At 70.9% G+C, this 24957-nt stretch carries 29 protein-coding genes; 12 read left to right on the forward strand and 17 right to left on the reverse strand.

Translation table 11 applies throughout. The features are described from left to right. Positions 1–71: 71 nt before the first annotated feature. The 3 genes from ACIQM3_RS21175 to ACIQM3_RS21185 all read right to left on the reverse strand — a co-directional run bounded on the left by ACIQM3_RS21175 (position 72) and on the right by ACIQM3_RS21185 (position 1830). The gene (locus ACIQM3_RS21175; protein ID WP_401626563.1) at positions 72–281 is read right to left on the reverse strand and encodes a hypothetical protein; all 210 of its coding nucleotides are present in this window, start codon (positions 279–281) and stop codon (positions 72–74) included. Between the two features lie 137 nt (positions 282–418). Beyond that, positions 419–535, reverse strand: a complete 117-nt coding sequence (locus ACIQM3_RS21180; RefSeq protein WP_086010434.1) for an SGM_5486 family transporter-associated protein — start codon at positions 533–535, stop codon at positions 419–421. 17 nt (positions 536–552) lie between these two features. Next, positions 553–1830 (reverse strand): CynX/NimT family MFS transporter, encoded by a 1278-nt coding sequence (locus ACIQM3_RS21185; protein ID WP_401626566.1) that lies wholly within the window; start codon positions 1828–1830, stop codon positions 553–555. Positions 1831–1972: 142 nt separating this feature from the next. On the opposite strand from ACIQM3_RS21185, the gene ACIQM3_RS21190 reads away from it, so the two are divergent. Then, complete coding sequence (locus ACIQM3_RS21190; RefSeq protein ID WP_401626569.1) at positions 1973–2647, forward strand: FadR/GntR family transcriptional regulator; 675 nt, start codon at positions 1973–1975, stop codon at positions 2645–2647. A 15-nt stretch (positions 2648–2662) separates the two neighbouring features. Here the strand turns inward: ACIQM3_RS21190 and ACIQM3_RS21195 are convergent, their stop codons facing one another. From ACIQM3_RS21195 to fabG, 3 genes are all read right to left on the reverse strand, one after another. Beyond that, a complete protein-coding gene (locus ACIQM3_RS21195) occupies positions 2663–3031 on the reverse strand; it encodes a hypothetical protein (RefSeq protein ID WP_401626572.1) in 369 nt (122 codons plus the stop codon). Positions 3032–3221: 190 nt separating this feature from the next. After that, on the reverse strand, positions 3222–3989 hold the full coding sequence (gene fabI, locus ACIQM3_RS21200) for an enoyl-ACP reductase FabI (RefSeq protein ID WP_401626574.1): 768 nt from the start codon (positions 3987–3989) through the stop codon (positions 3222–3224). A 5-nt stretch (positions 3990–3994) separates the two neighbouring features. After that, positions 3995–4714: a 3-oxoacyl-[acyl-carrier-protein] reductase gene (gene fabG / locus ACIQM3_RS21205; protein ID WP_099175996.1), complete on the reverse strand. Its 720-nt coding sequence runs from the start codon at positions 4712–4714 to the stop codon at positions 3995–3997. A 221-nt stretch (positions 4715–4935) separates the two neighbouring features. Here fabG and ACIQM3_RS21210 point away from each other — a divergent pair, with 221 nt between their 5' ends. From ACIQM3_RS21210 to tyrS, 3 genes are read left to right on the forward strand one after another with little or no spacing between them, the layout of a single operon-like run. Continuing rightward, positions 4936–6459, forward strand: coding sequence for a TldD/PmbA family protein (locus tag ACIQM3_RS21210; protein ID WP_401626576.1), 1524 nt, complete (start codon positions 4936–4938; stop codon positions 6457–6459). Continuing rightward, positions 6456–7850 carry a metallopeptidase TldD-related protein gene (locus ACIQM3_RS21215; RefSeq protein ID WP_401626578.1) on the forward strand — a complete coding sequence of 465 codons (1395 nt, stop codon included), beginning with the start codon at positions 6456–6458 and terminating at the stop codon, positions 7848–7850. Before ACIQM3_RS21210 ends, ACIQM3_RS21215 begins: the two co-directional genes overlap by 4 nt. Before the next feature lie 52 nt (positions 7851–7902). Then, positions 7903–9171, forward strand: coding sequence for a tyrosine--tRNA ligase (gene tyrS / locus ACIQM3_RS21220; RefSeq protein ID WP_401626580.1), 1269 nt, complete (start codon positions 7903–7905; stop codon positions 9169–9171). Between the two features lie 72 nt (positions 9172–9243). Here the strand turns inward: tyrS and ACIQM3_RS21225 are convergent, their stop codons facing one another. Beyond that, positions 9244–9528 carry a GlsB/YeaQ/YmgE family stress response membrane protein gene (locus tag ACIQM3_RS21225; RefSeq protein WP_401626582.1) on the reverse strand — a complete coding sequence of 95 codons (285 nt, stop codon included), beginning with the start codon at positions 9526–9528 and terminating at the stop codon, positions 9244–9246. A 213-nt stretch (positions 9529–9741) separates the two neighbouring features. Between ACIQM3_RS21225 and ACIQM3_RS21230 the strand changes: the two genes are divergently transcribed. Next, positions 9742–10128 carry a DUF3099 domain-containing protein gene (locus ACIQM3_RS21230; RefSeq protein WP_401626584.1) on the forward strand — a complete coding sequence of 129 codons (387 nt, stop codon included), beginning with the start codon at positions 9742–9744 and terminating at the stop codon, positions 10126–10128. Between the two features lie 219 nt (positions 10129–10347). Continuing rightward, on the forward strand, positions 10348–10596 hold the full coding sequence (locus tag ACIQM3_RS21235) for a hypothetical protein (protein WP_401626586.1): 249 nt from the start codon (positions 10348–10350) through the stop codon (positions 10594–10596). Positions 10597–10619: 23 nt separating this feature from the next. On the opposite strand, the gene moaA is transcribed toward ACIQM3_RS21235, so the two are convergent. The 3 genes from moaA to ACIQM3_RS21250 all read right to left on the reverse strand — a co-directional run bounded on the left by moaA (position 10620) and on the right by ACIQM3_RS21250 (position 13810). Then, the gene (gene moaA, locus ACIQM3_RS21240) at positions 10620–11609 is read right to left on the reverse strand and encodes a GTP 3',8-cyclase MoaA (RefSeq protein ID WP_401626588.1); all 990 of its coding nucleotides are present in this window, start codon (positions 11607–11609) and stop codon (positions 10620–10622) included. Between the two features lie 195 nt (positions 11610–11804). Then, on the reverse strand, positions 11805–13448 hold the full coding sequence (locus ACIQM3_RS21245) for a cation acetate symporter (RefSeq protein WP_401626589.1): 1644 nt from the start codon (positions 13446–13448) through the stop codon (positions 11805–11807). Then, entirely contained in the window at positions 13445–13810 is a 366-nt protein-coding gene (locus ACIQM3_RS21250; RefSeq protein WP_401626591.1) for a DUF485 domain-containing protein, read from the reverse strand. Before ACIQM3_RS21250 ends, ACIQM3_RS21245 begins: the two co-directional genes overlap by 4 nt. A 309-nt stretch (positions 13811–14119) precedes the next feature. On the opposite strand from ACIQM3_RS21250, the gene ACIQM3_RS21255 reads away from it, so the two are divergent. Then, entirely contained in the window at positions 14120–15652 is a 1533-nt protein-coding gene (locus tag ACIQM3_RS21255; RefSeq protein ID WP_401626593.1) for a S8 family peptidase, read from the forward strand. A gap of 84 nt (positions 15653–15736) precedes the next feature. Here ACIQM3_RS21255 and ACIQM3_RS21260 read toward each other — a convergent pair whose 3' ends face one another. Both ACIQM3_RS21260 and ACIQM3_RS21265 read right to left on the reverse strand, forming a co-directional pair. Continuing rightward, positions 15737–16414, reverse strand: coding sequence for a lysoplasmalogenase (locus ACIQM3_RS21260; RefSeq protein WP_401626595.1), 678 nt, complete (start codon positions 16412–16414; stop codon positions 15737–15739). Then, entirely contained in the window at positions 16411–17295 is an 885-nt protein-coding gene (locus tag ACIQM3_RS21265) for a sterol desaturase family protein (RefSeq protein ID WP_401626597.1), read from the reverse strand. Before ACIQM3_RS21265 ends, ACIQM3_RS21260 begins: the two co-directional genes overlap by 4 nt. A 414-nt stretch (positions 17296–17709) precedes the next feature. Here ACIQM3_RS21265 and ACIQM3_RS21270 point away from each other — a divergent pair, with 414 nt between their 5' ends. The 5 genes from ACIQM3_RS21270 to ACIQM3_RS21290 all read left to right on the forward strand — a co-directional run bounded on the left by ACIQM3_RS21270 (position 17710) and on the right by ACIQM3_RS21290 (position 22510). Beyond that, positions 17710–18717, forward strand: a complete 1008-nt coding sequence (locus ACIQM3_RS21270; protein WP_401626598.1) for a DEDDh family exonuclease — start codon at positions 17710–17712, stop codon at positions 18715–18717. Between the two features lie 63 nt (positions 18718–18780). Continuing rightward, positions 18781–19014, forward strand: a complete 234-nt coding sequence (locus tag ACIQM3_RS21275) for a hypothetical protein (protein ID WP_073747930.1) — start codon at positions 18781–18783, stop codon at positions 19012–19014. A gap of 68 nt (positions 19015–19082) precedes the next feature. After that, the gene (locus ACIQM3_RS21280) at positions 19083–19883 is read left to right on the forward strand and encodes an SURF1 family protein (protein WP_401626600.1); all 801 of its coding nucleotides are present in this window, start codon (positions 19083–19085) and stop codon (positions 19881–19883) included. Between the two features lie 73 nt (positions 19884–19956). After that, on the forward strand, positions 19957–21750 hold the full coding sequence (locus tag ACIQM3_RS21285) for a glycoside hydrolase family 15 protein (RefSeq protein WP_401626602.1): 1794 nt from the start codon (positions 19957–19959) through the stop codon (positions 21748–21750). Between the two features lie 4 nt (positions 21751–21754). Continuing rightward, complete coding sequence (locus ACIQM3_RS21290) at positions 21755–22510, forward strand: SDR family oxidoreductase (RefSeq protein WP_401626603.1); 756 nt, start codon at positions 21755–21757, stop codon at positions 22508–22510. Positions 22511–22539: 29 nt separating this feature from the next. On the opposite strand, the gene amaP is transcribed toward ACIQM3_RS21290, so the two are convergent. The 5 genes from amaP to ACIQM3_RS21315 are packed head-to-tail and all read right to left on the reverse strand — an operon-like array spanning position 22540 to position 24874. Next, positions 22540–23118, reverse strand: a complete 579-nt coding sequence (gene amaP, locus ACIQM3_RS21295; protein WP_401626605.1) for an alkaline shock response membrane anchor protein AmaP — start codon at positions 23116–23118, stop codon at positions 22540–22542. A gap of 4 nt (positions 23119–23122) precedes the next feature. Further along, the gene (locus tag ACIQM3_RS21300) at positions 23123–23809 is read right to left on the reverse strand and encodes a DUF6286 domain-containing protein (RefSeq protein ID WP_401626606.1); all 687 of its coding nucleotides are present in this window, start codon (positions 23807–23809) and stop codon (positions 23123–23125) included. Beyond that, positions 23806–24159, reverse strand: coding sequence for an Asp23/Gls24 family envelope stress response protein (locus ACIQM3_RS21305; protein WP_401626608.1), 354 nt, complete (start codon positions 24157–24159; stop codon positions 23806–23808). The genes ACIQM3_RS21300 and ACIQM3_RS21305 overlap by 4 nt, the downstream gene beginning before the upstream one ends. Beyond that, positions 24156–24347, reverse strand: a complete 192-nt coding sequence (locus ACIQM3_RS21310; RefSeq protein ID WP_030920082.1) for a hypothetical protein — start codon at positions 24345–24347, stop codon at positions 24156–24158. Before ACIQM3_RS21310 ends, ACIQM3_RS21305 begins: the two co-directional genes overlap by 4 nt. 32 nt (positions 24348–24379) lie before the next feature. Further along, on the reverse strand, positions 24380–24874 hold the full coding sequence (locus ACIQM3_RS21315; protein WP_401626610.1) for an Asp23/Gls24 family envelope stress response protein: 495 nt from the start codon (positions 24872–24874) through the stop codon (positions 24380–24382). Positions 24875–24957 lie beyond the last annotated feature (83 nt).

Genomic DNA, 24957 nt, shown 5'->3' on the forward strand with positions numbered 1-24957 from the left:
CCGGGCGCAGGGTGTTGACATGCTCGCCCGCAGGGGGTGAATGAAGGGTTGCGGGGTGTGTAAGGAGCCGGTCAGGCGGCCAGCAGCCCCGCGATGTGCCCGAGCAGCCGCCCGAGGGCGGGGTCGCCGGCCGAGGCGTGCGCCTGGCCGGGTTCCACGATCAGCAGGAGCAGCGCCGCGAAGGCGAGTGCGGGCAGCGCGACGGCCCACCACGGCAGCCTGATTTCGACGGAGTCCGTGGCGGCCGGGCGGTGGGTCCGGGTGTGCGTACGGGCCGACATGTCCGCCTCCGTGGGTCCTCGGCTGTGTTACCCAGAACCTACGGGCAGCCCGGTGGCGGTCCCATCCGGTGATCCACCCACTCGACCCTGAACCTGGCCCCCTAGGGGACAGGGGGGCTGGCCCCACCCCCGCCGGGTCAGGGGGAGGCGATCGTGGCGATCACGCCGATGACTACGGAGATGAGAAGCATCGTCCCGAAGACGAGGAGCAGCTTCTTCTGACCGTTCTGGGGATTCGGATCGAGCACTGGCATGCGCACAGTCTCGCATCTCAGCATTCGTCCTCGATCGCCCGGTCCCGCCCCGCGAGCATGCCCGCGATCGTCTGGGGCACGAGGAGGGCCGCCATGAGGGCGAGCGGCAGGCCCCAACCGCCGCTGTGCTGGTAGAGCACGCCGACCAGCAGGGGGCCGGGGATCGAGAGCAGGTAGCCGGTGGACTGCGCGAAGGCGGAGAGCCTGACCACACCCGCGCCGGTCCGCGAACGCATCCCGATCATGGTGAGGGCGAGCGGGAAGGCGCAGTTGGCGACGCCCAGCAGCAGCGCCCAGAGCCAGGCGCCGCCGGCCGGGGCCAGATAGAGGCCCGCGTAGCCGAGAAGGCCGCACGTGCTGAGGACGAGGACGATCGGGCCCTGGGTCCGCAACCGGGTGGCCACCCGGGGGATGACGAAGGCGAGGGGTACGCCCATGGCCATGACCACGGCGAGCAGGACGCCCGCGGTGCCCGCCGAGATCCCCGCGTCACGGAAGATCTGTGGAATCCAACCCATCGTGATGTACGCGGCGGTGGCCTGGAGCCCGAAGAAGCAGGCGAGCGCCCAGGACGTACGGCTACGGGTGATCCTGAGGGCGGGGGCCTGCTCCCCGGCACGTCCCGCGGACTGCCCGGCGCCTGTGCCGCGGTCCCGTACGAGCGGGATCCAGGGCAGGATCGCGACGGCCGACAGCCCCGCCCAGACGGCCAGCCCCGTCCTCCAGCTGCCGCCCAGCGCGTCCGTGAGGGGCACGGTGAGGGCGGCCGCGAGGGCGGTGCCGAGGGCCAGGGCCATCGAGTAGAGGCCGGTCACGGTGCCGACCCGGTCGGGGAACCAGCGCTTGACGATGACGGGCATCAGGACGTTGCTGACCGCGATGCCCATCAGGGCGAGGGCGCTGGCGGCGAGGAACCCCGCCGTACCGCCGACGAACGGGCGGATCAGCAGGCCTGCGGTGATGGCCACCATGCCCGCGCAGACGACGGCGCCGGCGCCGAACCGGCGGGCCAGCCGGGGCGCCATGAAGCCGAACACCGCGAAGCAGAGCGGCGGCACGGAGGTGAGGACACCGGCGACGCTGCCGCTCATGTGCAGGGTGTCCCGGACCTCTTCGAGGAGGGGGCCGAGGCTGGTGATGGCGGGCCGGAGGTTGAGCGCGGCGAGGACCAGACCGACGGTGACGATCCGCAGCACCCAGGGGGAGGGTCCGGGCGGGGAGCTCCCCGGCGCGGGTGCAGGGGGGCCGGCAGGAGGGCTCAGGGTCGGGGTCTCGTCGTGACGCATGAGACCCATCATAGAATCATGGGATGATTGACTGTCCACTCCGATCCTCTCCCTGGGACAATCGGAACGACGATCCGACGGGCCCGCACCTCCCGGACCACCTTTCCGGACCGCCTCATCCGGCTCTTCCGGACCACGAGCAAGGAGCACCATGGCGCTGACGTCCACGCGGCGTTCGGCTCTCGCCGACCAGGTGATTGCCCAGCTGAGGAACCAGATCACCACGGGCGAGTGGCCTGTGGGCTCACGGATCCCCACCGAGCCCGAACTGGTCGAGCAGCTCGGGGTCGCCCGCAACACGGTCCGCGAGGCGGTGCGCGCCCTGGCGCACAACGGCCTGCTGGACATCCGCCAGGGCTCCGGCACGTACGTGGTGGCGACCAGTGAGCTGGCCGGGGTGATGCACCGCCGGTTCGCGGACGCCGACCCCCGGCACGTCGCCGAGCTGCGCTCCACGCTCGAGTCCTCGGCGGCCCGGCTCGCCGCCCTGCGCCGCACGGACCGGGATATGCGGCAGCTGGACGCGCTGATGGTCCGGCGCGAGGAGACCTGGGTGTCCGGGGACATGGAGGCCTTCGTGGCCGCGGACGCGACACTGCACCTCGCCGTGGTCGCGGCCTCGCACAACGACGTACTGACCGAGCTCTACGCCGACCTGAACGACCTGCTCCGTGACTACCTGCGCGACGACGTGGGCTCGAAGCCCGGACCGCAGGAGCTCATGGACCACGCGCGGCTCGTCGAGGCGATCCGGGCGGGGGACGCGGAGACGGCCGCCGCCGAGGCGGCGGCCCACGCGCTGGACTGCCTGCGGGAGCGCGTCTGAGCTGCCCCACCCCGGCTAGGACACCGAGTGGCTGACCCAGGCCGAGCCGACCTCTTTCCAGCAGCGGTCCTCGAGCTTGACCGTCCGGCCCGGCTGCACAGCGACCTCCCCGCCGTCGGCATCGACGTCCCACCAGCGCGCGCACTCGGTGTGGAGCCGGACGAGATCGGTCGTGGGGTACGGGTTGTGGCAGTAGGCGACCACCCGGGATCCCTCGACCGACGTACGGCATTCGGCGCCCGAGGGCTCGGGTTCCGGTGCGAGGGGTGCGGCCGCCCCGCTCCCCGCCCGGTTGGCCGCGCTGACGGCCACCGGGGCCAGGAGCCCCGCCACCACGGCCGCCGCTGCGAGCAGGGCCCAGGTCCGGCGACGTGTGGAGCGCACAACGATCTCCTCCCCACAGCCTGACCAAAAGTCCGGTTCCACCACATTCTGCGGTGGAACGGCCATCTTTTCGACTTGAGCGCCGGGAGGCCTTGGACCGGACCCCCATCCGGCGGCCGGTCTTGAGGACACGCGCGACGGCCGCGCACCCCGGCGAGGGGTACGCGGCCGTCGGTGAGGCGTGGGCGGGTCAGGCGCCCATCATGTGCACGCCGCCGTCGACGTGGATGATCTCGCCCGTCGTCTTCGGGAAGAAGTCCGAGAGCAGCGCCACGATGCCGCGGCCGGCCGGCTCGGGGTCGGTCATGTCCCACTCCAGCGGGGAGCGGTGGTTCCAGACGTCCGCGAGCTCGCCGAAGCCCGGGATGGACTTGGCGGCCATGGAGCCGAGCGGCCCGGCCGAGACCAGGTTGCAGCGGATGCTGTCCTTGCCCAGGTCACGGGCGAGGTAGCGGGAGGTGGCCTCCAGCGCGGCCTTGGCCGGGCCCATCCAGTCGTACTGCGGCCAGGCGAACTGCGCGTCGAAGGTGAGGCCGACGATCGAGCCGCCCTCACTCATCAGCGGCTTGCAGGCCATGGCGAGCGACTTCAGCGAGAACGCCGAGACGTGCATCGCGGTGGCGACCGACTCGAACGGGGTGTTCAGGAAGTTGCCGCCGAGCGCGTCCTGCGGCGCGAAGCCGATGGAGTGCACGACGCCGTCCAGCGAACCGAGCTCGTCCTTGACCAGGCCGGCGAGGCGCTCCAGGTGCTCGTCGTTGGTGACGTCCAGCTCGAGGACCTTGACGGGCTTCGGGAGCTTCTTGGCGATGCGCTCCGTCAGGGTCGGCCGGGGGAACGCCGTCAGGATGACCTCGGCGCCCTGCTCCTGGGCCACCTTCGCGGCGTGGAAAGCGATGGACGACTCCATCAGCACACCCGTGATGAGGATGCGCTTGCCGTCGAGAATTCCGCTCATGGTGATCAGTGACCCATGCCCAATCCGCCGTCAACGGGAATGACGGCTCCAGTGATGTACGACGCGTCGTCGGACGCGAGGAAGCGCACCGCGGCGGCGATCTCGGCGGGCTGCGCGTAGCGCCCGAGCGGCACCTGCGACACGATGCCCTTGCGCTGCTCGTCCGTGAGCACCTGGGTCATGTCGGTGTCGACGAACCCGGGTGCGACGACGTTGAACGTGATGTTCCGCGAGCCGAGCTCACGGGCGAGCGACCGGGCGAAGCCGACCAGGCCCGCCTTGGACGCCGCGTAGTTGGCCTGTCCGGCCGAGCCGAGGAGGCCGACGACGGAGGAGATGAGGACGACACGGCCCTTCTTGGCGCGCAGCATCGCGCGGTTGGCCCGCTTGACGACGCGGAAGGTGCCGGTGAGGTTGGTGTCGACCACGGACGTGAAGTCGTCCTCGGTCATCCGCATCAGCAACTGGTCCTTGGTGATACCGGCGTTGGCGACCAGCACCTCCACGGGACCGTGCTTCTCCTCGATCTCCTTGTAGGCCTGCTCCACCTGCTCGGTGTCGGTGATGTCGCACCGGACCGCCAGGACACCCGCCTCGGTGAGCGCCTGCGGCGGCTCTCCGGAGCGGTAGGTGACGGCCACCTTGTCGCCGTTGTCGGCGAAGGCGCGGGCGATGGCGAGGCCGATGCCCCGGTTTCCTCCGGTGACGAGAACCGAGCGGCTCAACGGATCACCCTTTCCTTGGCGGTCTGGTACATCGAAAACCTATCGGTACCACCCCTCATCCAAGGAATCGGCCTCTGACAGCGCCGCCGGGCCGCGACTGTTGGATCCCTACAGAACGGTGCGGCCGGGACACGGCAACGTAAAACCGGAGCACGGGGACGCCGCGACCCCCCATGATTCACTGCGGAGACATTTTCAGAGGTGGAGAAGGGGAGGCCCGCGTGGCCCACGAGGTAGATCAGTCGTTCCTGGCCCTGCCGCTGCGTGCCCTCGCCGACGCGGCTCTCGCCCGCGCCCGTGCGCTCGGCGCCGTACACGCGGATTTCCGGTTCGAGCGGGTGCGCGGCGCCTCCTGGCGGCTGCGGGACGCCCGGCCTTCCGGGACGTCGGACACCACCGACACCGGGTACGCGGTCCGGGTGGTGCACGGCGGGGCCTGGGGGTTCGCGTCCGGGGTGGACCTGACGATGGACGCGGCGGCGAAGGTGGCCTCGCAGGCCGTGGCCATGGCCAAGCTGTCCGCCAAGGTGATCGCGGCAGCCGGCTCCGACGAGCGCGTGGAACTGGCGGACGAGCCGGTGCACGGCGAGCGGACCTGGGTGTCGGCGTACGAGCGGGACCCCTTCGACGTGCCGGACGCGGAGAAGGCGGGGCTGCTCGCCGAGTGGAGCGCGCGCCTGCTGCGGGCCGAGGGGGTCGCGCATGTGGACGCCTCGCTGATGACGGTCCACGAGAACAAGTTCTACGCCGACACCGCCGGCACCGTCACCACCCAGCAGCGGGTGCGGGTGCATCCGCAGCTGACCGCGGTGGCCGTGGACGGCACGACCGGTGAGTTCGACTCGATGCGGACGATCGCCCCGCCGGTGGGCCGGGGCTGGGAGTACCTCACGGGCACCGGCTGGGACTGGGACGCGGAGCTGGAGCGCATCCCGGGGCTGCTGGCCGAGAAGATGCGGGCGCCGAGCGTCGAGGCGGGGACGTACGACCTGGTGGTCGACCCGTCCAATCTCTGGCTGACCATCCACGAGTCGATCGGCCACGCGACCGAGCTGGACCGGGCGCTGGGCTACGAGGCGGCGTACGCGGGGACCTCGTTCGCGACCTTCGACCAGCTGGGGAAGCTGACGTACGGCTCCCCCGTGATGAACGTGACCGGTGACCGCACCGCCGAGCACGGGCTCGCGACGGTCGGCTACGACGACGAGGGCGTCGAGGCCCAGTCCTGGGACCTGGTCAAGGACGGGACGCTGGTCGGCTACCAGACGGACCGGCGGATCGCGAAGCTGACGGGCCTGGGCCGGTCCAACGGGTGCGCGTACGCCGACTCCCCGGAGCACGTCCCGGTGCAGCGCATGGCGAACGTCTCGTTGCGGCCGGATCCGGGCGGGCTCTCCACGGAGGACCTGATCGGCGGGGTGGAGCGCGGGATCTACGTGGTCGGCGACCGGTCGTGGTCCATCGACATGCAGAGGTACAACTTTCAATTTACCGGGCAGCGGTTCTTCAGGATCGAGAACGGCAGGCTCGCGGGCCAGCTGCGCGACGTGGCCTACCAGGCGACGACGACGGACTTCTGGGGCTCGATGGAGAAGGTCGGCGGCCCGCAGACCTACGTCCTGGGCGGCGCGTTCAACTGCGGCAAGGCCCAGCCGGGTCAGGTCGCGGCCGTCTCGCACGGCTGCCCCTCCGCCCTCTTCCGAGGCGTGAACATCCTCAACACGACGCAGGAGGCCGGGCGATGAGCCGCGTCAGCAAGCCGTACGAGATCGTCGAGCGCGCACTGGAGCTGTCCACCGCCGACGGCTGCGTGGTCGTCGCGGACGAGAACTCCTCCGCCAACCTGCGCTGGGCCGGCAACGCGCTCACCACGAACGGGGTGACGCGGGGGCGGACCCTGACCGTGATCGCGACCGTGGACGGCGCCGAGGGCACGGCGTCCGGTGTGGTGTCCCGTTCGGCCGTCACCGCCGACGACCTGGAGCCGCTGGTGCGGGCCGCCGAGGCCGCCGCGCGTGGTGCCGGCCCGGCCGAGGACGCGCAGCCGCTGGTCTCCGGGGTGCCGGTGTCCGCCGACTTCACGGAGCCGCCGGCCGAGACCGGCTCCGACGTCTTCGCCGACTTCGCCCCGGCGCTCGGCGACGCCTTCGCGCGGGCCCGCTCGGGCGGCCGCGAGCTGTACGGTTTCGCCCACCACCAGCTGAACTCGACGTATCTGGGTACGTCGACGGGGCTGCGGCTGCGCCACGACCAGCCGAACGGGACGCTGGAGCTGAACGCCAAATCCCCGGACCGGACCCGTTCCGCCTGGGCGGGCAGGGCCACCCGGGACTTCAAGGACGTCGACCCGGCGGCCCTGGACGCGGAGCTGGCGCAGCGCCTCGGCTGGGCGGAGCGCAGGATCGAGCTGCCGGCCGGGCGCTACGAGACGCTGCTGCCGCCGACCGCGGTGGCAGACCTGCTGATCTACCAGTACTGGTCGGCGGGCGCCCGGGACGCCGCGGAGGGCCGGACGGTCTTCTCCCGGCCCGGCGGCGGTACGAGGATCGGCGAGACGCTCTCCGAGCTGCCGCTGACCCTGCGCAGCGATCCGCACGCGCCCGGGCTGGAGTCGGCCCCCTTCGTGATCGCGCACGCCTCGGGGGACGGCTCCTCGGTCTTCGACAACGGTCTGCCGCTGGCCCCGACCGACTGGATCAAGGACGGCAGGCTGGAGCGGCTGACCACGACCCGTCACTCCGCGGGGCTGACGGGCCTGCCGGTGGCCCCCTCGATGGACAACCTCGTCCTGGACGGCGGCGGCGAGCGGTCCCTGGAGGAGATGGTGGCCGCGACGACCGGCCGGGCCCTGCTGCTGACCTGCCTCTGGTACATCCGGGAGGTTGACCCTGCCACCCTGCTGCTGACCGGCCTGACCAGGGACGGGGTCTATCTGGTGGAGGACGGCGAGGTCCTCGGCGAGGTCAACAACTTCCGGTTCAACGAGTCGCCGGTCGGGCTGCTGTCCCGGGCGTCGGAGGCGGGCCGTACGGAGAAGACGCTGCCGCGCGAGTGGGGCGACTACTTCACCCGGGCCGCGATGCCCGCGCTGCGCATCCCCGACTTCCACATGAGCTCGGTCAGCCGGGGCGTATGACGCCCATAGACTGACCGGACAACCAATCGAACCCTGCAAGGAGAAATCGACCGTGACGGACATCGTCGACGAGCTGAAGTGGCGCGGGCTGTTCGCCCAGTCCACCGACGAGGACGCACTGCGCAAGGCTCTCGCGGACGGCCCGGTCACCTTCTATTGCGGCTTCGACCCGACCGCGGCGAGTCTGCACGTAGGCCACCTGGTGCAGGTGCTCACCATGCGCCGGCTCCAGCTCGCCGGGCTGAGGCCGCTCGCCCTGGTCGGCGGGGCGACCGGCCAGATCGGTGACCCGCGGCCGACCGCGGAGCGCACGCTGAACGACCCGGAGACCATCGCCGCGTGGGTCCAGCGGCTGCGCGGGCAGATCGAGCCCTTCCTCACCTTCGAGGGCCCGAACGCCGCCACGATGGTGAACAACCTGGACTGGACCGCGGGCCTCTCCGCGATCGAGTTCCTCCGGGACATCGGCAAGCACTTCCGGGTCAACAAGATGCTCACCAAGGACTCGGTGGCCCGCCGGCTGGAGTCGCAGGAGGGCATCAGCTACACGGAGTTCAGCTACCAGCTCCTCCAGGGCATGGACTACCTGGAGCTGTACCGGCGCTACGGCTGCACCCTCCAGCAGGGCGGCAGCGACCAGTGGGGCAACCTCACGGCGGGGATCGACCTGATCCACCGCCTGGAGCCGGGGGCCGCCGTGCACGCGCTGGCGACACCGCTGATGGTGAAGGCCGACGGCACCAAGTTCGGCAAGTCCGAGAGCGGGGCCGTCTGGCTCGACCCGGAGATGACGACGCCGTACGCGTTCTACCAGTTCTGGCTGAATGTGGACGACCGGGACATCTCGACGTACATGCGCATCCTCAGCTTCAAGAGCCGCGAGGAGCTCGACGAGTTGGAGAAGCTCACCGAGGAGCGCCCGCAGGCGCGTTCGGCGCAGCGGTCGCTGGCCGAGGAGCTGACGACGCTGGTGCACGGCGGCGAGCAGTGCGCGGCGGTCATCGCGGCGTCGAAGGCGCTGTTCGGCCAGGGTGAGCTCGGCGAGCTGGACGAGGCGACGCTGAGCGCCGCCCTGTCCGAGGTGCCGCACGCCCGGGTCACCGAGCTGGGCCCGGTGGTGGACCTCCTGGTCGAGGTCGGACTCTCCGCCAGCAAGTCGGCCGCCCGCCGCACGGTCAAGGAGGGCGGGGCCTACGTGAACAACGCGAAGGTCACCGACGGCGAGAGCGCTCCGGCACACGAGGAGCTGCTGCACGGGCGCTGGCTGGTCCTGCGCCGGGGCAAGAAGAACCTGGCCGCCGTCGAGGTCGCCGCCGGCTGACTTCGACGAGCACAGCGCCGCGGCCGGTCACGCGTGAAGCGTGGCCGGCCGCGGCGTTGTGTCGCGCCGGGGTCAGGTTCGCTGCCTGTTGCCCCGTTTGCCTCGGATCGACTGCCAGGCCATGTCGCCGACGCCTACGACGACCACAGCACCGATCAGCTGCAGCACATGGCGGATCCAGTCGATCCCCTTGGTGTCGTTGACCCCGATCCACGTCGCCACGGCGTTGCCGAGGATGCTGCCGAGGATGCCGAACACCACCGTCAGCCAGAGGGGGATGTCCTGCTTCCCCGGCAGGATCGCCCGGGCGATCACACCCAGCACCAGACCTACGATGATTGCCCACAACCAGCTCATATCGCCTCCTCGTGCGGCGCGGTAGTGCGCACGTCCGCTCAGTCTCGACCCGCCGGACGTACGCCGCATGCCGAACAGGGCCGTACGTGGGAGCGCGGTCCGGGCCCGGCCTTACGGGACTCGCCCCGGTCTCGAAGGAGGCGGACGCCGGGCGTACCGTAGGAGCGCACCGTCCGGGGAAGTCCGGCACAGAGATCTGGTGGTGGAATCACGATGCGGAAGCAGAGCGGTACGGAGGTCTTCCGGATCACCGGCGCCCGGCAGGGGCTTGCCGACGACGTGCGGGGCAGGCAGCGGCGCTACATCATCTCGATGTCCGTGCGCACCGTCTCCGTGGTGCTGGCCACGACTCTGTGGAATGTCGAGAGGCACGTGGCCGTGGTGGCGCTCGCTCTGGGCGTTCTGCTTCCTTATGTCGCTGTGGTCATCGCCAACGCCGGTCGTGAGAACGCCCCTTCACTTCCTACGACGTTCGTGCCCGCACCGATGCGGCCGGCTCTCGGCACGGCCCCCGCGGCCGGCCCCGCGGAGCCCGCTCCGGAGCCGGTCACGGATCCCGGGCAGGCCGGCGGCGGGGGCGGTCCGCGGCCCGCGGACTGAGCGGAGACGCTCTGCAAAGCTCAAGAAAAGCTCAGATCAATCATGACGTTCCGGTGCACCGGACCCTGACCTCCGTGACATACTTCGGGTGCGCTCCGCATCCCCCGTCGGAGCGACGGACCGACGCCGGGCAGCTCCCCCCGTGGCTGCTCGGCGTCGCCATTCTCCGGCGGGGATGCGTCGCGGAGGCCCCGGGCGGGAGCGCTTAGGGTTGAGGCCGTGAACTTCCCCGAGACTTCCGCCGAGAGCGCCACCGGCGCACCGGTCTGTTCCGCCAAGGGCTGCCGCGCCGACGCCCTGTGGGTGCTCGCCTGGAACAACCCCAAGCTGCACACCCCGGAGCGCCGCAAGACCTGGCTGGCCTGCGACGAGCACCGGGAGTACCTCTCCTCGTTCCTCGGTGTGCGCGGCTTCCTCAAGGATGTCGTGACGCTCGCGGAGTGGGAGTCCTCGGAGGCTGCCGGATGACCTCGGCCGCGGAGCGGGGGTACTCAGCCGCCGATCGCTGACATCGGCCGGTCGGGCTGCAGGAAGGTCGGGTCGTCGAGGCCGGAGCCCGCCTTCTTGCCCCACATGGCGAGCTTCCAGATCCTGGCGATCTCCTCGTCCGGCGCGTCGGAACGCAGAGCGCCGCGCAGGTCCGTCTCCTCGCGGGCGAAGAGACAGGTGCGGACCTGTCCGTCGGCGGTGAGCCGGGTGCGGTCGCAGGCTGCGCAGAAGGGCCTGGTCACGGAGGCGATGACGCCGACGCGGTGCGGGCCGCCGTCCACGGTCCAGCGCTCGGCGGGGGCCGATCCGCGCTCCTCGTCCCCTTCGGCGGTGAGGGTGAAGCGCGTGCGCAGCGAGGTGAGGATGTCACCTGCTGTGATCATGCCGTCGCGCTTCCAGCCGTGCTGGGCGTCGAGCGGCATCTGTTCGATGAAGCGGAGCTCGTAGGCGTTGTCCACGGCCCACGCGAGCAGGTCGGGGGCCTCGTCCTCGTTGAGCCCGGGCATGAGGACGGAATTGACCTTGACGGGGGTGAGTCCCACCTCGCGGGCGGCCTCGAGCCCTTCCAGTACGTCCTTGTGCCGGTCGCGGCGGGTGAGCGTCTTGAAGACGTCCGGGCGCAGGGTGTCCAGGGATACGTTGACCCGGTCGAGGCCTGCCGCCTTCAGGGCCGCGGCGGTGCGCTTGAGTCCGATGCCATTGGTGGTGAGCGACATCCTCGGGCGGGGCTCCAGGGCGGCGCACCGCTCGACGATGGAGACCAGCCCGGGGCGCAGCAGGGGCTCGCCGCCGGTGAAGCGGACCTCCGTGATGCCGAGCTCCGTGACGGCGATCCGGATGAGGCGGACGATCTCGTCGTCGCTGAGCAGCTCTGTCTTGGAGAGCCACTGCAGGCCTTCTTCGGGCATGCAGTAGGTACAGCGGAGATTGCACTTGTCGGTCAGTGAGACACGCAGGTCGGTGGCGACCCGGCCGTAGGTGTCGATGAGCACTGTGGGCCCCCTCCCCCGGTGATGTCCGCGGATGCGGTCTGACACCTCCGAGACTACGCGAGGCCGGTGACATCGCGGGGGCTCGGTTGACACGAGGTGCGACGGGGCCCCGTCGTAGGTCTCTACGACGGGGCCCCGTCGAGGCGTGGCCGGTGCGGCGCGGCCGGTGCCGCAGGGCCGGTGCGGCAGGTCCGGTCAGTGGGCTCCGGTGCCGGTGAGGGACTTGACCTCGAGTTCGGCGTACTTGCCCTTGTCCGGCTCCTCCTTGGAGAGGACCGAGCCGACCCAGCCGAGCAGGAAGCCCAGCGGGATGGAGATGAGGCCGGGGTTCTCCAGGGGGAACCAGGCGAAGTCCACGTCCGGGAACATCGAGCTGGCCTTCCCCGAGACGACCGGGGAGAACAGCACCAGGAGGACGGACGAGGCGAGACCGCCGTAGATGGACCAGAGGGCGCCCTGGGTGGTGAAGCGCTTCCAGAAGAGGCTGTAGAGGATGGTCGGCAGGTTGGCCGACGCGGCGACGGCGAAGGCCAGGGCCACGAGTCCCGCGACGTTCAGGTCGCGCGCCATCGCACCGAGGCCGATGGAGACGATGCCGATCGCGACGGTGGCCCAGCGGGCCGCGCGCATCTCCTCCTTCTCGGTGGCCTTCCCCCTGCGGATGACGTTGGCGTAGATGTCATGCGCGAAGGAGGACGAGGAGGCGAGCGTGAGCCCCGCGACGACGGCGAGAATCGTCGCGAAGGCGACGGCGGAGATGACGGCGAGCATGACGGCGCCCCCGGTGGTGCCGAGTCCGCCGAGGTACTCGGCGAGCTGGGGTGCCGCCGCGTTGCCGGCCGGGTTCTTCGCCTTGATCTCCTCGGGTCCGATGAGTGCCGCGGCGCCGAAGCCGAGGGCGATCGTCATCAGGTAGAAGGCGCCGATGATGCCGATGGCCCAGTTCACGGACTTACGGGCGGCCTTGGCGGTCGGGACGGTGTAGAAGCGGATCAGGATGTGCGGGAGACCGGCGGTGCCGAGCACGAGCGCGATGCCGAGCGAGATGAAGTCCAGCTTGGACACGTCGGTGACGCCGTACTTGAGGCCGGGCTCCAGGAACGCCGAGCCGTGGCCGCTCTTCTCCGCGGCGGTGCCGAGCAGGTCGGAGACGTTGAAGTCGAACTTCCACAGCACCATCAGGGTCATCAGCAGGGCGCCCGCGATGAGCAGCACGGCCTTGACCATCTGCACCCAGGTGGTGCCCTTCATGCCGCCGATGGTGACGTAGAGGATCATGAGCACGCCGACCAGCGCCACGATGAGGATCTTGCCCGCGTCACTGGTGATGCCGAGCAGCAGAGCGACGAGGACGCCGGCCCCCGCCATCTGGGCCAGCAGGTAGAAGATCGACACGACGATGGTGGACACGCCCGCGGCAGTGCGCACCGGCCGCTGACGCATCCGGTAGGCGAGGACGTCGCCCATGGTGTAGCGGCCCGAGTTGCGCAGGGGTTCGGCGACGAGCAGCAGGGCGACGAGCCAGGCGACGAGGAAGCCGATGGAGTAGAGGAAGCCGTCGTAGCCGAAGAGCGCGATGGCGCCGGCGATGCCGAGGAAGGACGCCGCCGACATGTAGTCGCCGGAGACGGCGAGGCCGTTCTGGAAGGCGGTGAACTGCCGCCCGCCCGCGTAGAAGTCCGACGCGCTCTTGGTCTGCCGGCCGGCCCAGACGGTGATGCCCAGGGTCGCCGCGACGAAGACCGCGAAGAGGGTGATGATCAGCGGCCGGTGCTCGGTGGTCGACGACGCCTCCGCGGCGAGCTGGATCACGGCGTGCGGGGTGTGCGCGGCGCTCATGCGTCGGCCTCCAGACGGGACTTGATGGCCGCCGCCTGCGGGTCGAGCTTGTTCGTGGCGTGGCGTGAGTAGAACCAGGCGATGAGGAACGTGGTGGCGAACTGGGCGAGGCCGAACACGAAGGCGACGTTGAAGTTCGCGAAGACGATCTTGCTCATGAAGTCGTCGGCGTAGCTGGACAGCAGCACGTACAGCAGATACCAGGCAATGAAGCCGACGGTCAGCGGGAAGGCGAAGGAGCGGTGGGAGCGGCGCAGTTCGGTGAACTCCGGGCTGGCCTGCTCCTTGAGGAACGCCTCGGTCGTGGGCTGGACGGGGCTGCCGCCCTCAGCGGGCTGGGGCGGCGGTGCTTCGGTGGCCACGGATTCTCCTCGCGACGCGGGTGCGGTGGTGGGAACGGTGGATTTCACGGGGAGTCCTCTGCGCTTTCGGGTAGCGGGGGCTGATCACACGACTCCCTGTGCAACGGCACGGAGAGCGTGGCGAAGCGGTTCACCGCAGGTTCGGTCTTCTCGGGCCGGCTCCCGTGGACGCGACTCCCGGAGGTCACACCTCGAACTCACTTGCCCGTATTCATTGATGCGCCGGGAAGATCAGCGATAACTTCACTGGTCATGTACCGGACGGACACACCGGTGTCCGGCCCACGGCACGGATGATGTGGAGAACCCATGGCTCATCTGGCATCCAGACGGACTCGCGTACTCACGCTGCCCGTCGGACTCGCGCTCACGGCCTCGCTCGGCTTCCTCCCGACGGGGACCGCGGCCGCGGCACCCGCGGACGAGCCGGCTGCGGTGGTTCCCGCGGACGGCCCCAAGCTGTCCTACGTCGTGAACACGCAGGCAGGCCACGGCACCGTCAAGCAGGTGCGGAAGGCGATATCCGCGGCCGGCGGAACCGTCGTGACGTCGTACGACAAGATAGGCGTCATCGTCGTCCACTCGCAGAACCCGGACTTCGGCGCGACGATCCGCAAGGCCAGGGGCGTCCGGTCGGCGGGCGCCACGCGCACCGCCCCGATCGTTCCGCAGGCGACGAAGGACATCGGGGTCGAGCAGCCCCTCACCGCCGCGGAGGCGCGGGCGGCGTCGAAGGACGCGGTGGCGGGCCAGGACCCGCTGGAGCCGCTGCAGTGGGACCTGCCGGCCATCAAGGCGGACCAGGCGCACAAGAAGTCGCTCGGCAGCAGCAAGGTCACGGTCGGCGTCATCGACACCGGTGTGGACGACACGCACCCGGACCTGGCCCCGAACTTCGACCGCGAGGCCTCGGTGAACTGTGTGTCCGGCGCCCCGGACACCACGGACGGCGCATGGCGGCCGGCGGCCGGTGAGAGCGACCACGGCACGCACGTCGCGGGCACCATAGCCGCGGCGAAGAACGGCACCGGGGTCACCGGCGTCGCGCCCGGCGTGAAGGTCTCCGGTATCAAGGTGTCCACGCCGGCCGGGTTCTTCTACACGGAGGCCGTCGTCTGCGGCTTCGTCTGGGCCGCCGAGCACGGCGTCGACGTGACGAACAGCAGTTACTACACCGACCCGTGGCTCTTCAACTGCAAGAACGACCCCGACCAGGGCGCCCTGGTGGAGGCGGTCACCCGCGCCACCCGCTACGCGGAGGGCAAGGGCGTCGTGAACGTCGCCGCCGCCGGCAACTCCGACCACGACCTGGCCCTCGACGCCATCGAGGACACGACGAGCCCCAACGACTCGACGACGGTCACCCGTACGGTCGACCCGAGCGCCTGCCCCGACATCCCGACCATGCTGCCGGGTGTCGTGACGGTCTCCGCGACCGGCGCGAAGAACCTCAAGTCCTCCTACTCGAACTACGGCCTCGGGGTCATCGACGTGGCCGCCCCCGGCGGTGACTCGACGCGCTACCAGGCGCCCGAGGCGCCGGCGGACAACGGTCTGATCCTGTCCACGCTGCCCGGCGGCGGATTCGGCTACAAGGCCGGTACGTCGATGGCGTCCCCGCACGTCGCGGGTGTCGCGGCCCTGATCAAGTCGACCCACCCGCGCGCCTCGGCGGGCGTGGTGAAGGCGCTGCTGACGCACCAGGCCGACGCCACCGCGTGCGGAGCGCCGTACGACATCGACGGTGACGGCACCGTCGACGCGGTCTGCGAGGGCGGCAAGCAGTACAACGGCTTCTACGGAGCCGGTGTCGTGGACGCGCTGGACGCGGTCCGCAGGTAAGGCATGAGGGAGGGGCCGGGGACAGCTGTCCCCGGCCCCTCCGCGTGCGGCTGCCGTCGGCGAACGTGACGCGGACGGCCTCGCTCAGATTCCGGTCCCCTCACGGTGGGCCCCGGGGGCGGCGCCGGTGGAGTCCGTTGGTCCGCCGAGCACTCCCCTGGTGAGCAGGTACTGCGCGGCCAGATAGGTCAGCATGATCCAGAAATCGTGGGCGGGGAGCTGCGGCCGGTCGGCGATGCCGGTGGCGATGAGCGCGTCGGAGAGCAGGAAGAGGGCCCCGCCGAGCGCGGCGTACCGTCCGAGTGCGCCGGCCCTCCAGGCCATGGCCGCGAGCAGCAGGCTGTATCCGGTCAGCGGGATCCGGAGCTCGCCCGGCAGCCCGGGCCAGAGGTAGGCGAGGAAGGCCACGAGGACGGCGGCGTACGCCAGTCCCACGGCCGGCCGGAGCCGGGCGCGGCCGAAGAGCAGGAGATAGCAGACGTGGCCCGCGGCGAAGCACGCCATCCCCGCGAGGAAGGCGGCCTCCGAGTCGGGCATGAGCAGCACGTCCCCGGCCCAGCCGCACAGCAGGGCGGCGACGAGCAGCCGGGGACCGCCGCGCGCCACCGCGCAGGCGGCGAGCAGGGGCATCAGCAGCGGCTTGGCGACGAGGTGGGCTGTCTGCACCCCGGCCAGGAGTCCGGCCAGGTCGACGGCGGCCACGGCGAGGAAGGCGACGAGCAGCGGGCGCACGAGCCGGGGCGCGCCCGCGCGGGGCGTCATCCGGTGCGCTCGGTGGCGGGGCGCGGCTCCACGGAGACGTCCGCGGGGCGCGACGGCTGCCAGCCCGGTCCGCGGAAGATCCGTCCGGCCCGCTCGCCCCAGGTGGTGGCCGCCCTTACGTCGCGGGCGATGGCGGCGTACTCGTGGGTGGCGACGCGGAGCGGGTTGTGGGTGCCGATGTTCTTGGTGAGCCCGAAGACGGGCCGCTCGGTCTCGGCGGTGAAGGAGCCGAAGAGCCGGTCCCAGACGATCAGGATCCCGCCGAAGTTCCGGTCGAGGTATCCGCCCTGGGAGGCGTGGTGGACCCGGTGGTGCGAGGGGGTGTTGAGGACGAACTCGAAGGGCCGGGGCAGCTTGTCGATCCGTTCGGTGTGCACCCAGAACTGGTAGACGAGATTCGCCGAGGAGCAGAAGGCGAGCGCGGCCGGGTGGACCCCGCAGGCGATGAGCGGGACGTAGAACGGCCAGACGGTCAGCGAGGTCCAAGGCTGGCGCAGCGCCGTCGTGAGGTTGAACTTCCGGCTGGAGTGGTGGACGACGTGACAGGCCCAGAGGACCCGGATGACGTGGTGGCCACGGTGGGACCAGTAGTAGAAGAAGTCCTGGGCGAGCAGCATCAGAAGGACCGTCCACCACAGGACGGGGACGCGCAGCGGGGTCAGCTCGTAGACGGCCGCGTAGATCGCGACGATGGGTATCTTCCACAGCAGGTCGAAGACCAGACTGCCGAGTCCCATGGTGACGCTGGTGGCGGCGTCCTTGGCGTCGTACCCGGCGGCCTCCTCGTCCGGGTGGAGCCGGTGGAGCACCATTTCGAGGACGGTGAGCAGGACGAAGGCCGGGATCGACCACAGCACGACATCGGGCAGGTTCGGCTCCATGCGAGCACCGTAGAGCCCCACGAGGTGCCGGGCATAGACGTTGTTACCGACAAGTATGTGAGACGTGGCGTCATCAGGATTTGGCGGGTTCTGCCAACTCCCCCGTCGTAGGATTTCCGGCATGTGCGCCGTCGAGGGGGAGGAACGCACGTGAGCGGTACGGAGGTTGCGCTGATCCGGCCGTCCACCGCCTCACACCCCGGGCCGCCCCCAGCAGCACCCCCGTCGCGTGCCACGGGTTCGTCATGTGTCTGCGCGTCCGGGTCCGTCGCCCCGGGAGCGTCTCACCGCGCACACCCTGGGCGCATCCCGGGCCCGCGTTTACGGCCCCGCGGTCAACTGCTCGGCACCGTCTCCGCGTTCACGTCGGGGACCGCCCGGATAGGCCGCTGTCGGTCCCGGCCCGTATTCTCTGTGACCATGCTCGACGACCGTCAGACCGCAGCGCCGTGGCCGGCCGCGTATCCCCAGGGGTACGCGGTCGTCGACGTGGAGACCACCGGACTCGCCCGCGACGACCGGATAGTGTCCGCTGCCGTGTACCGACTGGACGCGAGAGGCGAGGTCGAGGACCACTGGTACACCCTGGTGAATCCTGAGCGGGACCCCGGCCCCGTCTGGATCCACGGGCTGACCAGCGATGTCCTGGAAGGCGCCCCGCTCTTCCCCGAGGTCGCCGCACAGCTGTCCGAGCGGCTCGCCGGCCGGGTGCTCGTCGCCCACAACGCCGCGTTCGACTGGTCGATGATCGCCCGGGAGTACGCACGCGCGGCGGTCACCGCGCCCGTCGAGCAGCGGCTGTGCACCATCGCGCTCGCCAAGGAGCTCCGGCTCCCCCTGCCCAACCACAAGCTGGAGTCGCTGGCCGCGCACTTCGGTGTGGTGCAGGAGCGCGCGCACCACGCCCTGGACGACGCGCGGGTGCTGGCCGAGGCGTTCCGGCCGAGTCTGCTCGCGGCGGCGAGGGGCGGGGTGCGGCTGCCGCTGCTGGAGTGCCGCCCGCTGACGGAGTGGTACGACTCGCCGGTCACCCCGCGCGCCGGCTACCGGCCCTCGGCTGCCCAGGGCAGCTGGCGCCCCTCGCGCAAGCGGCCCGCGTGCCCGTATCCGAATCCCGGGCGCTACGAGTCGGACAAACCCCTCATGCAGGGCATGCGGGTGGCGTTCTCCGGGGATACCTCGGTCGACCGGGAGCTTCTGGAGGACCGCGCGGTGGAGGCGGGTCTGCACGTGGCCACCAGCGTGTCGCGGCTGACGAGCCTGCTCGTCACCAACGACCCGGACTCGGCGACGTCGAAGACGGTGAAGGCGAAGTCGTTCGGCACCCCGATCCTGGAGGAGAGCGCCTTCACCCATCTGCTGAGGGACGTGGCACCGGCCAGGACGGTCGCCGTGCCGAAGCCGTCACCGTCATCGGAGTGAACCGGGGACGACTCGCCCCGCACCGGCTCGCCCGCCGCCGTCCTGCGTCCCACCCTGTGGCGCATGGCACGTTGTGAGGTTTGCGGAAACGACTACGGGATGTCCTTCGAGGTGCACGCGCAGGGCGCGGTGCATGTCTTCGACTGCTTCTCCTGCGCCATTCACCGCATGGCGCCCATCTGTGAGCACTGCCGGGTCCAGGTCATCGGCCAGGGCGTCGAGGTCGACGGTCACTGGTACTGCGGCGGCCACTGCGCCCGCGCCGAGGGAAGGGCGGGCATCGTGGACAAAGTATGACGGGCTGTCCGGTCGGCACGGGGGACCCTCCGTGCCGCACCCCATGACCCCGGTTGTACGGTCATGGGGTGTACCGCTTCCTGTTGACCCGGCAGTGGGTGATTCTCACCCTCCTCGTCCTCGCCATGATTCCCACGATGGTGGAGCTGGGCTTCTGGCAGCTGCACCGGCATGAACACCGGGTCGAGCAGAACGCGCTGATCACACGGAACCTCGAGGCGGACCCGGTCTCCGTCACCCGTCTCACCTCTCCGGGGCACACGGTCCCCCGCTCCGACTACTGGCGTGCCGTGAAGGCCACCGGGACCTTCGACACCGAGCACGAGGTGGTCGTACGCCGCCGCACCTCGCAGGACGAGCGCATCGGCGTACTGGTCCTGACCCCACTGGACCTCAAGGGCGGCGGCACCGTCCTGGTCAACCGCGGCTGGGTCCCGGCAGCGGCGGACCAGCAGGCCTTCCCCGAGGTTCCCGCCCCGCCGCGCGGCGAGGTCACCGTCGCGGGCCGGCTCAAGGCGGACGAGACGACGAGCGCCAGCGGCATCAAGGACCTCCAGGGCCTGCCGGACCGCCAGGTGATGCTGATCAACAGCTCCCAGCAGTCGCAGCTGCTCGGCCGTCCCGTGCTGGGCGGCTACGTCGAGCTGACCGCCCCCGAGCCCGCCGACGGCAGCCCCGAGACGATCGCCGCCCCCGACGACAGCTCCATCGGCCCTCATATGGCGTACGCAGTCCAGTGGTGGCTCTTCGCCGCCGGGGTCCCGGTCGGCTGGGTCATCCTCGTACGCCGTGAGAAGCGCGACCGTGAGGAGGCCGCCAGGAACAAGGACGGCGACACCGCGGCGCAGCCGGAGCCGGCGACCGCGTAGGGCCTGGACCGCCCCGTCCGTTCGCACCGCTTTCGCTGCTTAGCCGGGCTCAGGTTCGGGAAGACGCCAGAGCGTGACCCCACGCATCGAGGACTACGCCATCATCGGCGATCTCCAGACCGCCGCCCTGGTCGGCAGGAACGGTTCTGTCGACTGGCTCTGTCTGCCCCGCTTCGACTCGGGTGCCTGCTTCGCCGCCCTTCTCGGCGACGAGGACAACGGACACTGGCGCATCGCCCCCCAGGGCACGGACAGCACCGAGACCTGCACCCGGCGGGCCTACGTGGACGACTCCCTGGTGCTGGAGACCTTCTGGGAGACCAGGACCGGGACCGTCAAGGTCATCGACTTCATGCCGCAGCGCGACAAGGCGCCCGACGTCATGCGGATCGTCGAGGGCGTCAGCGGCAGCGTCGACATGAGCTCCGTCCTGCGGCTGCGGTTCGACTTCGGCTCCGTGGTCCCGTGGATGCGCCGCTCGCACGGCCACCGGGTGGCCGTCGCGGGCCCCGACTCCGTCTGGCTGCGCAGCGAGCCGCCGGTGAAGACCTGGGGCCAGCAGTTCAGCACCTGCTCGTCCTTCACGGTCGCCGAGGGCGAGACCGTGGCGTTCGTCCTCACCTGGCACCCCTCGCACTCCCCCCGCCCCAAGCTGATCGACCCTCACAAGGCGCTGAAGCACACCCTCACCGACTGGGCGAAGTGGGCGGCACGGTGCACCTACCACGGCAAGCACCGGGACGCGGTGCTCCGCTCCCTGATCACCCTGAAGGCGCTCACCTACGCCCCCACCGGCGGGATCGTGGCGGCCCTCACGACCTCGCTCCCCGAGGAGATCGGCGGCGTACGGAACTGGGACTACCGCTACTGCTGGTTGCGGGACTCCACCCTCACCCTGGCCGCCATGATCTCGGTCGGATACATGGAGGAGGCGGCCGCCTGGCGGGACTGGCTGCTGCGGGCCGTGGCCGGTGACCCCGCGGACCTCCAGATCATGTACGGGCTGGCCGGTGAACGCAGACTTCCCGAGACGGAGCTGCCGTGGCTGAGGGGATACGAGAACTCGCTGCCGGTCCGCATCGGCAACGCCGCCGTGCGGCAGCAGCAGCTCGACGTGTACGGCGAGGTCATCGACTCGCTCAGGCTGGCCCGCGACGCCGGGCTCCACGACAAGCCGCACGCCTGGAATCTTCAGCTCAGTCTGCTCGGCTTCCTGGAATCCACCTGGCGTGAGCCGGACGAGGGTCTGTGGGAGATCCGCGGGCAGCGCCGGCACTTCGTGCACTCCAAGGTGATGGCCTGGGTCGCGGCCGACCGCGCGGTGCGCACCCTGGAGGAGAATCCGGACCTGCCGGGCGACGCCGACCGCTGGCGGGCGATGCGGGACGCCGTGCACGCGGAGGTCTGCGACAAGGGCTACGACCCCGTGCGCAACACCTTCACCCAGTACTACGGCTCCCAGGAGCTGGACGCCTCGACGCTGCTGATCGTGCGCACCGGCTTCCTGCCGCCGGACGACCCCCGGGTGACCGGGACGATCGACGCGGTGACCCGTGAGCTCGCCCACGACGGCCTGATCCGCCGCTACAGCACCGAGGGCGGGTCGGTGGACGGTCTCCCCGGCGACGAGGGGGCGTTCCTCGCCTGCTCGTTCTGGCTGGTCGACGCCCTGACCCGGACGGGCCGCAGGGACGAGGCCGAGGTCCTCTTCGAACGGCTCCTGGAGCTGCGCAACGACGTGGGACTGCTGGCCGAGGAGTACGACCCGGTGGCCCGGCGCCAGCTCGGCAACTACCCGCAGGCGTTCAGCCACATCGGCCTGGTGAACAGCGCGGTCGACCTCGCCGGTGAGGACTTGGCAGGATAGGGCCATGGATCTTGGACTGAAGGACCGTGTGTACATCGTCACCGGGGCGACCCGCGGGCTGGGCAACGCCACCGCGCGCGCCCTCGCCACCGACGGCGCGAAGGTGATCATCTCCGGCCGTGACGAGAAGACCGCCGCCGAGGCCGCCTCGGAGCTGGGCCCCGAAGCCGTCGGCCTCGCCGCGGACAACGCCGACCCGCTGGCCGCCCGGCGGCTGGTGGACACCGCGAAGGAACGCTTCGGCCGGCTGGACGGCATCCTCATCAGCGTCGGCGGCCCGGCGCCGGGCTTCGTCGCCGACAACACGGACGATCAGTGGCAGTCGGCCTTCGAGTCGGTCTTCCTCGGCGCCGTACGTCTGGCCCGTACGGCGGCCGAGGCGCTCGGCGAGGGCGGCGTCATCGGCTTCGTCCTGTCCGGATCCGTGCACGAGCCGATCCCCGGCCTGACCATCTCCAACGGTCTGCGCCCCGGCCTCGCCGGCTTCGCCAAGTCCCTCGCCGACGAGCTGGGCCCACGCGGCATCCGGGTCGTCGGTGTGCTGCCGGCCCGGATCGACACGGACCGGGTGCGCGAGCTGGACGCCTTGTCCGGCGACGCCGAGGCGTCCCGTACGGCGAACGAGGCGCGCATCCCGCTGCGCCGCTACGGCACCCCGGAGGAGTTCGGGAAGACCTCGGCCTTCCTGCTCTCCCCGGCCGCCTCCTATCTGACCGGCATCATGGTGCCGGTCGACGGCGGCGCCCGGCACGGTTTCTGACGGCCTCACCGGCGGTGCCGGGGCGGCCGTCAGGTCACCCGCTCCGCGCGGTGCTTGACCGCTTTCAGCCGGACCTCGGCGGGCAGCTCGTCCAGCCCGGCCGAGGTCCGCGCGTGGGTCACCGCGCCCTCGGAGAGACCGCGCAGCACCAGCCCCGGGGCCGCGTGCGGCTCCATCAGCAGCCGGACACGGGCGCGCGGGGCGGTGCGCCGGCCGGTCAGCGTGGCCTTGGCCTCGGACACTCCGTCCAGGGCCCCGGCCTCGTCGCCGAGCACACCCTCGAGGGCCTTGCCGCGCAGCAGCGCTCCCTCGCCGTCGCCGCTGTCGACCAGCACCTCGGCGAGGCGCCCGCGGCGCAGCTGGGCCAGGAGCCACCACAGCGCGAGGACGACCAGGACGGCGAGGACCGCGATGACGGTGGGCCACCACCAGCCCTGGTCCCGCCACCTGGTCCGGTCGGCCTTGCTGAGCAGCACGTCGTCCGTACCGTCGAAGGGCCACCAGGAGGGTGCGGACAGACCTAGTCCCGTGGCGAGGACGGCGCCGCCGAGGACGACGAGGATCAGCCCTGCCAGGCCGAGCAGGACCCGGTTGACGGTTTTGATCACGGGGTCACCCCTTCTTCGCCGGCCGGCGCACGTGCACCGAGTGGCCGGGCGGCCGCGCCAGGCCCAGTTCGCCGATGGCTTTGGACAGGACGGCGTCCAGGTCGGCCCTGACGTCGTCGAGTTCACGGAAGTGCGAGAGGGCGCGCACGGTCGCCTTACGACGGCTCATCTTCACCCGGACGGACTGCACACCGGCCACCTCCACGGCCCGGTCGCGCAGGACGAGGGCGGCGGCCTTCCGGTCGAGCCCGGCCCGTACCCCGGTGTGCCGGCGGCTCATGGGGAGCAGGGCACGCAGTCCTGGGGTGAGGGCCAGGAGGAGCAGCCAGAGGCCCAGTGCGGCCGCCAGCGCCGATCCCGCGAGGACCCATACGTCGTCGAGGTGACGGCTCGCCAGGTCGTCGGCGACGGAGCGCCGCCACTGCATGGCCGGGTGGTCGGCCCGCACCGCCGCGACGTCGTAGAGCAGAAGCCCGGCGCCGCCGAGCACGATCAGCGCGACCAGGGCAGCGGGAATCCTGCGCCCCGACCAGAAACGGCCCGCCCTGCCGGCGGTCCGCTCCGGCGCGGGGGCGGGTTCGTAGCTGGAGCCCGACGCGGACTGGTCCATCTCCAGCACGCCGCCGGGTGGCGGCGACTCGACGGTGGGCAGACGCCGCGTGCTGTTCTCCGGGTCCTGGGGCTCGGTCATCGGATACTCCCCTCCGGTGCGGTGCCCGCTCCTGACCGATGCAGCCGTTCGACGTGCACCGCCACTTCGGGCACCTCCATCCCCGCGAGGGCTTTTACCCGCTCGGCCACGCGACGACGCACCGCGCCGCACTGCCGGCCGATGTCGCAGGGGTAGGCCAGGTCGAGGCTGACCCGCACCCGGGCGGTGTCTCGGTGCACGGTGACGGTGGCGCGCGGGGCGTCAGCGTCCTCGGGCCGTTCGTCGACGGCCTCCTTGGCCGCCTGCGCGGCGATCTTCGCGACGACTCGGTCGGCGATCCGGGTCTGCCCTCGCGCGGCGGCGTCGACCCGGTCAGTCACCCCCGTCATCGTCGCCGGTCGCCGCGCTCGCGACTCCGGAAGAAGTCGCCGGGTTCGAGGTCGCCGTCCAGGAAGCGGCCGGCGATGAAGCCGACCGCGCCCAGCGCGGCCACCAGCAGAAAGGCCCCGAATCCGCCGAAGTATCCGGCGAAACCGAGCGCCATGCCGGCCACCAGGCCGACCACAGCCATGCTCATCGTGTGCTCCTCAACTGCCGCGCGGGAATGGCCTACTGGACGCGTGATTCGGACTCGTCCTCGTCGTCGTCCTCGTCGGGCAGCTTGACGTCGCTCACGGCGATGTTGACCTCGACGACTTCCAGGCCGGTCATCCGCTCGACCGCCGCGATGACGTTCTCGCGCACATCGCGCGCCACCTCGGCGATCGCCACGCCGTACTCGACGACGATCTCCAGATCGAGAGCGGCCTGCGATTCGCCGACCTCCGCCTTGACGCCGCGGGACACGGACTTGTTGCCGCCGGGAACACGGTCGCGCACCGCGCCGAACGTCCGGGAGATGCCGCTGCCCATCGCGTGGACCCCGGCGACGTCCCGTGCCGCCATTCCGGCGATCTTCTCGACCACGCCGTCGGCGATGGTGGTACGGCCGCGTGTCGCGGGGGCTCCCCCGCCACGCTTGCTGAACTGGCTCTGCCTGCCGTCGTCCCCGCCGGTCACACTGCCGGGGCTGTCGGGCCGGTTCCGCTGTGGGCTCTCGGTCATCGCCGCTCTTCCCTTCGGGGCGGGTTGAACTTCCGTGGCCCACAGTAAGTGCGCTTGCCCGGTCCCGCGCCGTGGATGGGGCA

The sequence above is a fragment of the Streptomyces sp. NPDC091271 genome (assembly GCF_044757505.1).
Classification (GTDB): domain Bacteria; phylum Actinomycetota; class Actinomycetes; order Streptomycetales; family Streptomycetaceae; genus Streptomyces.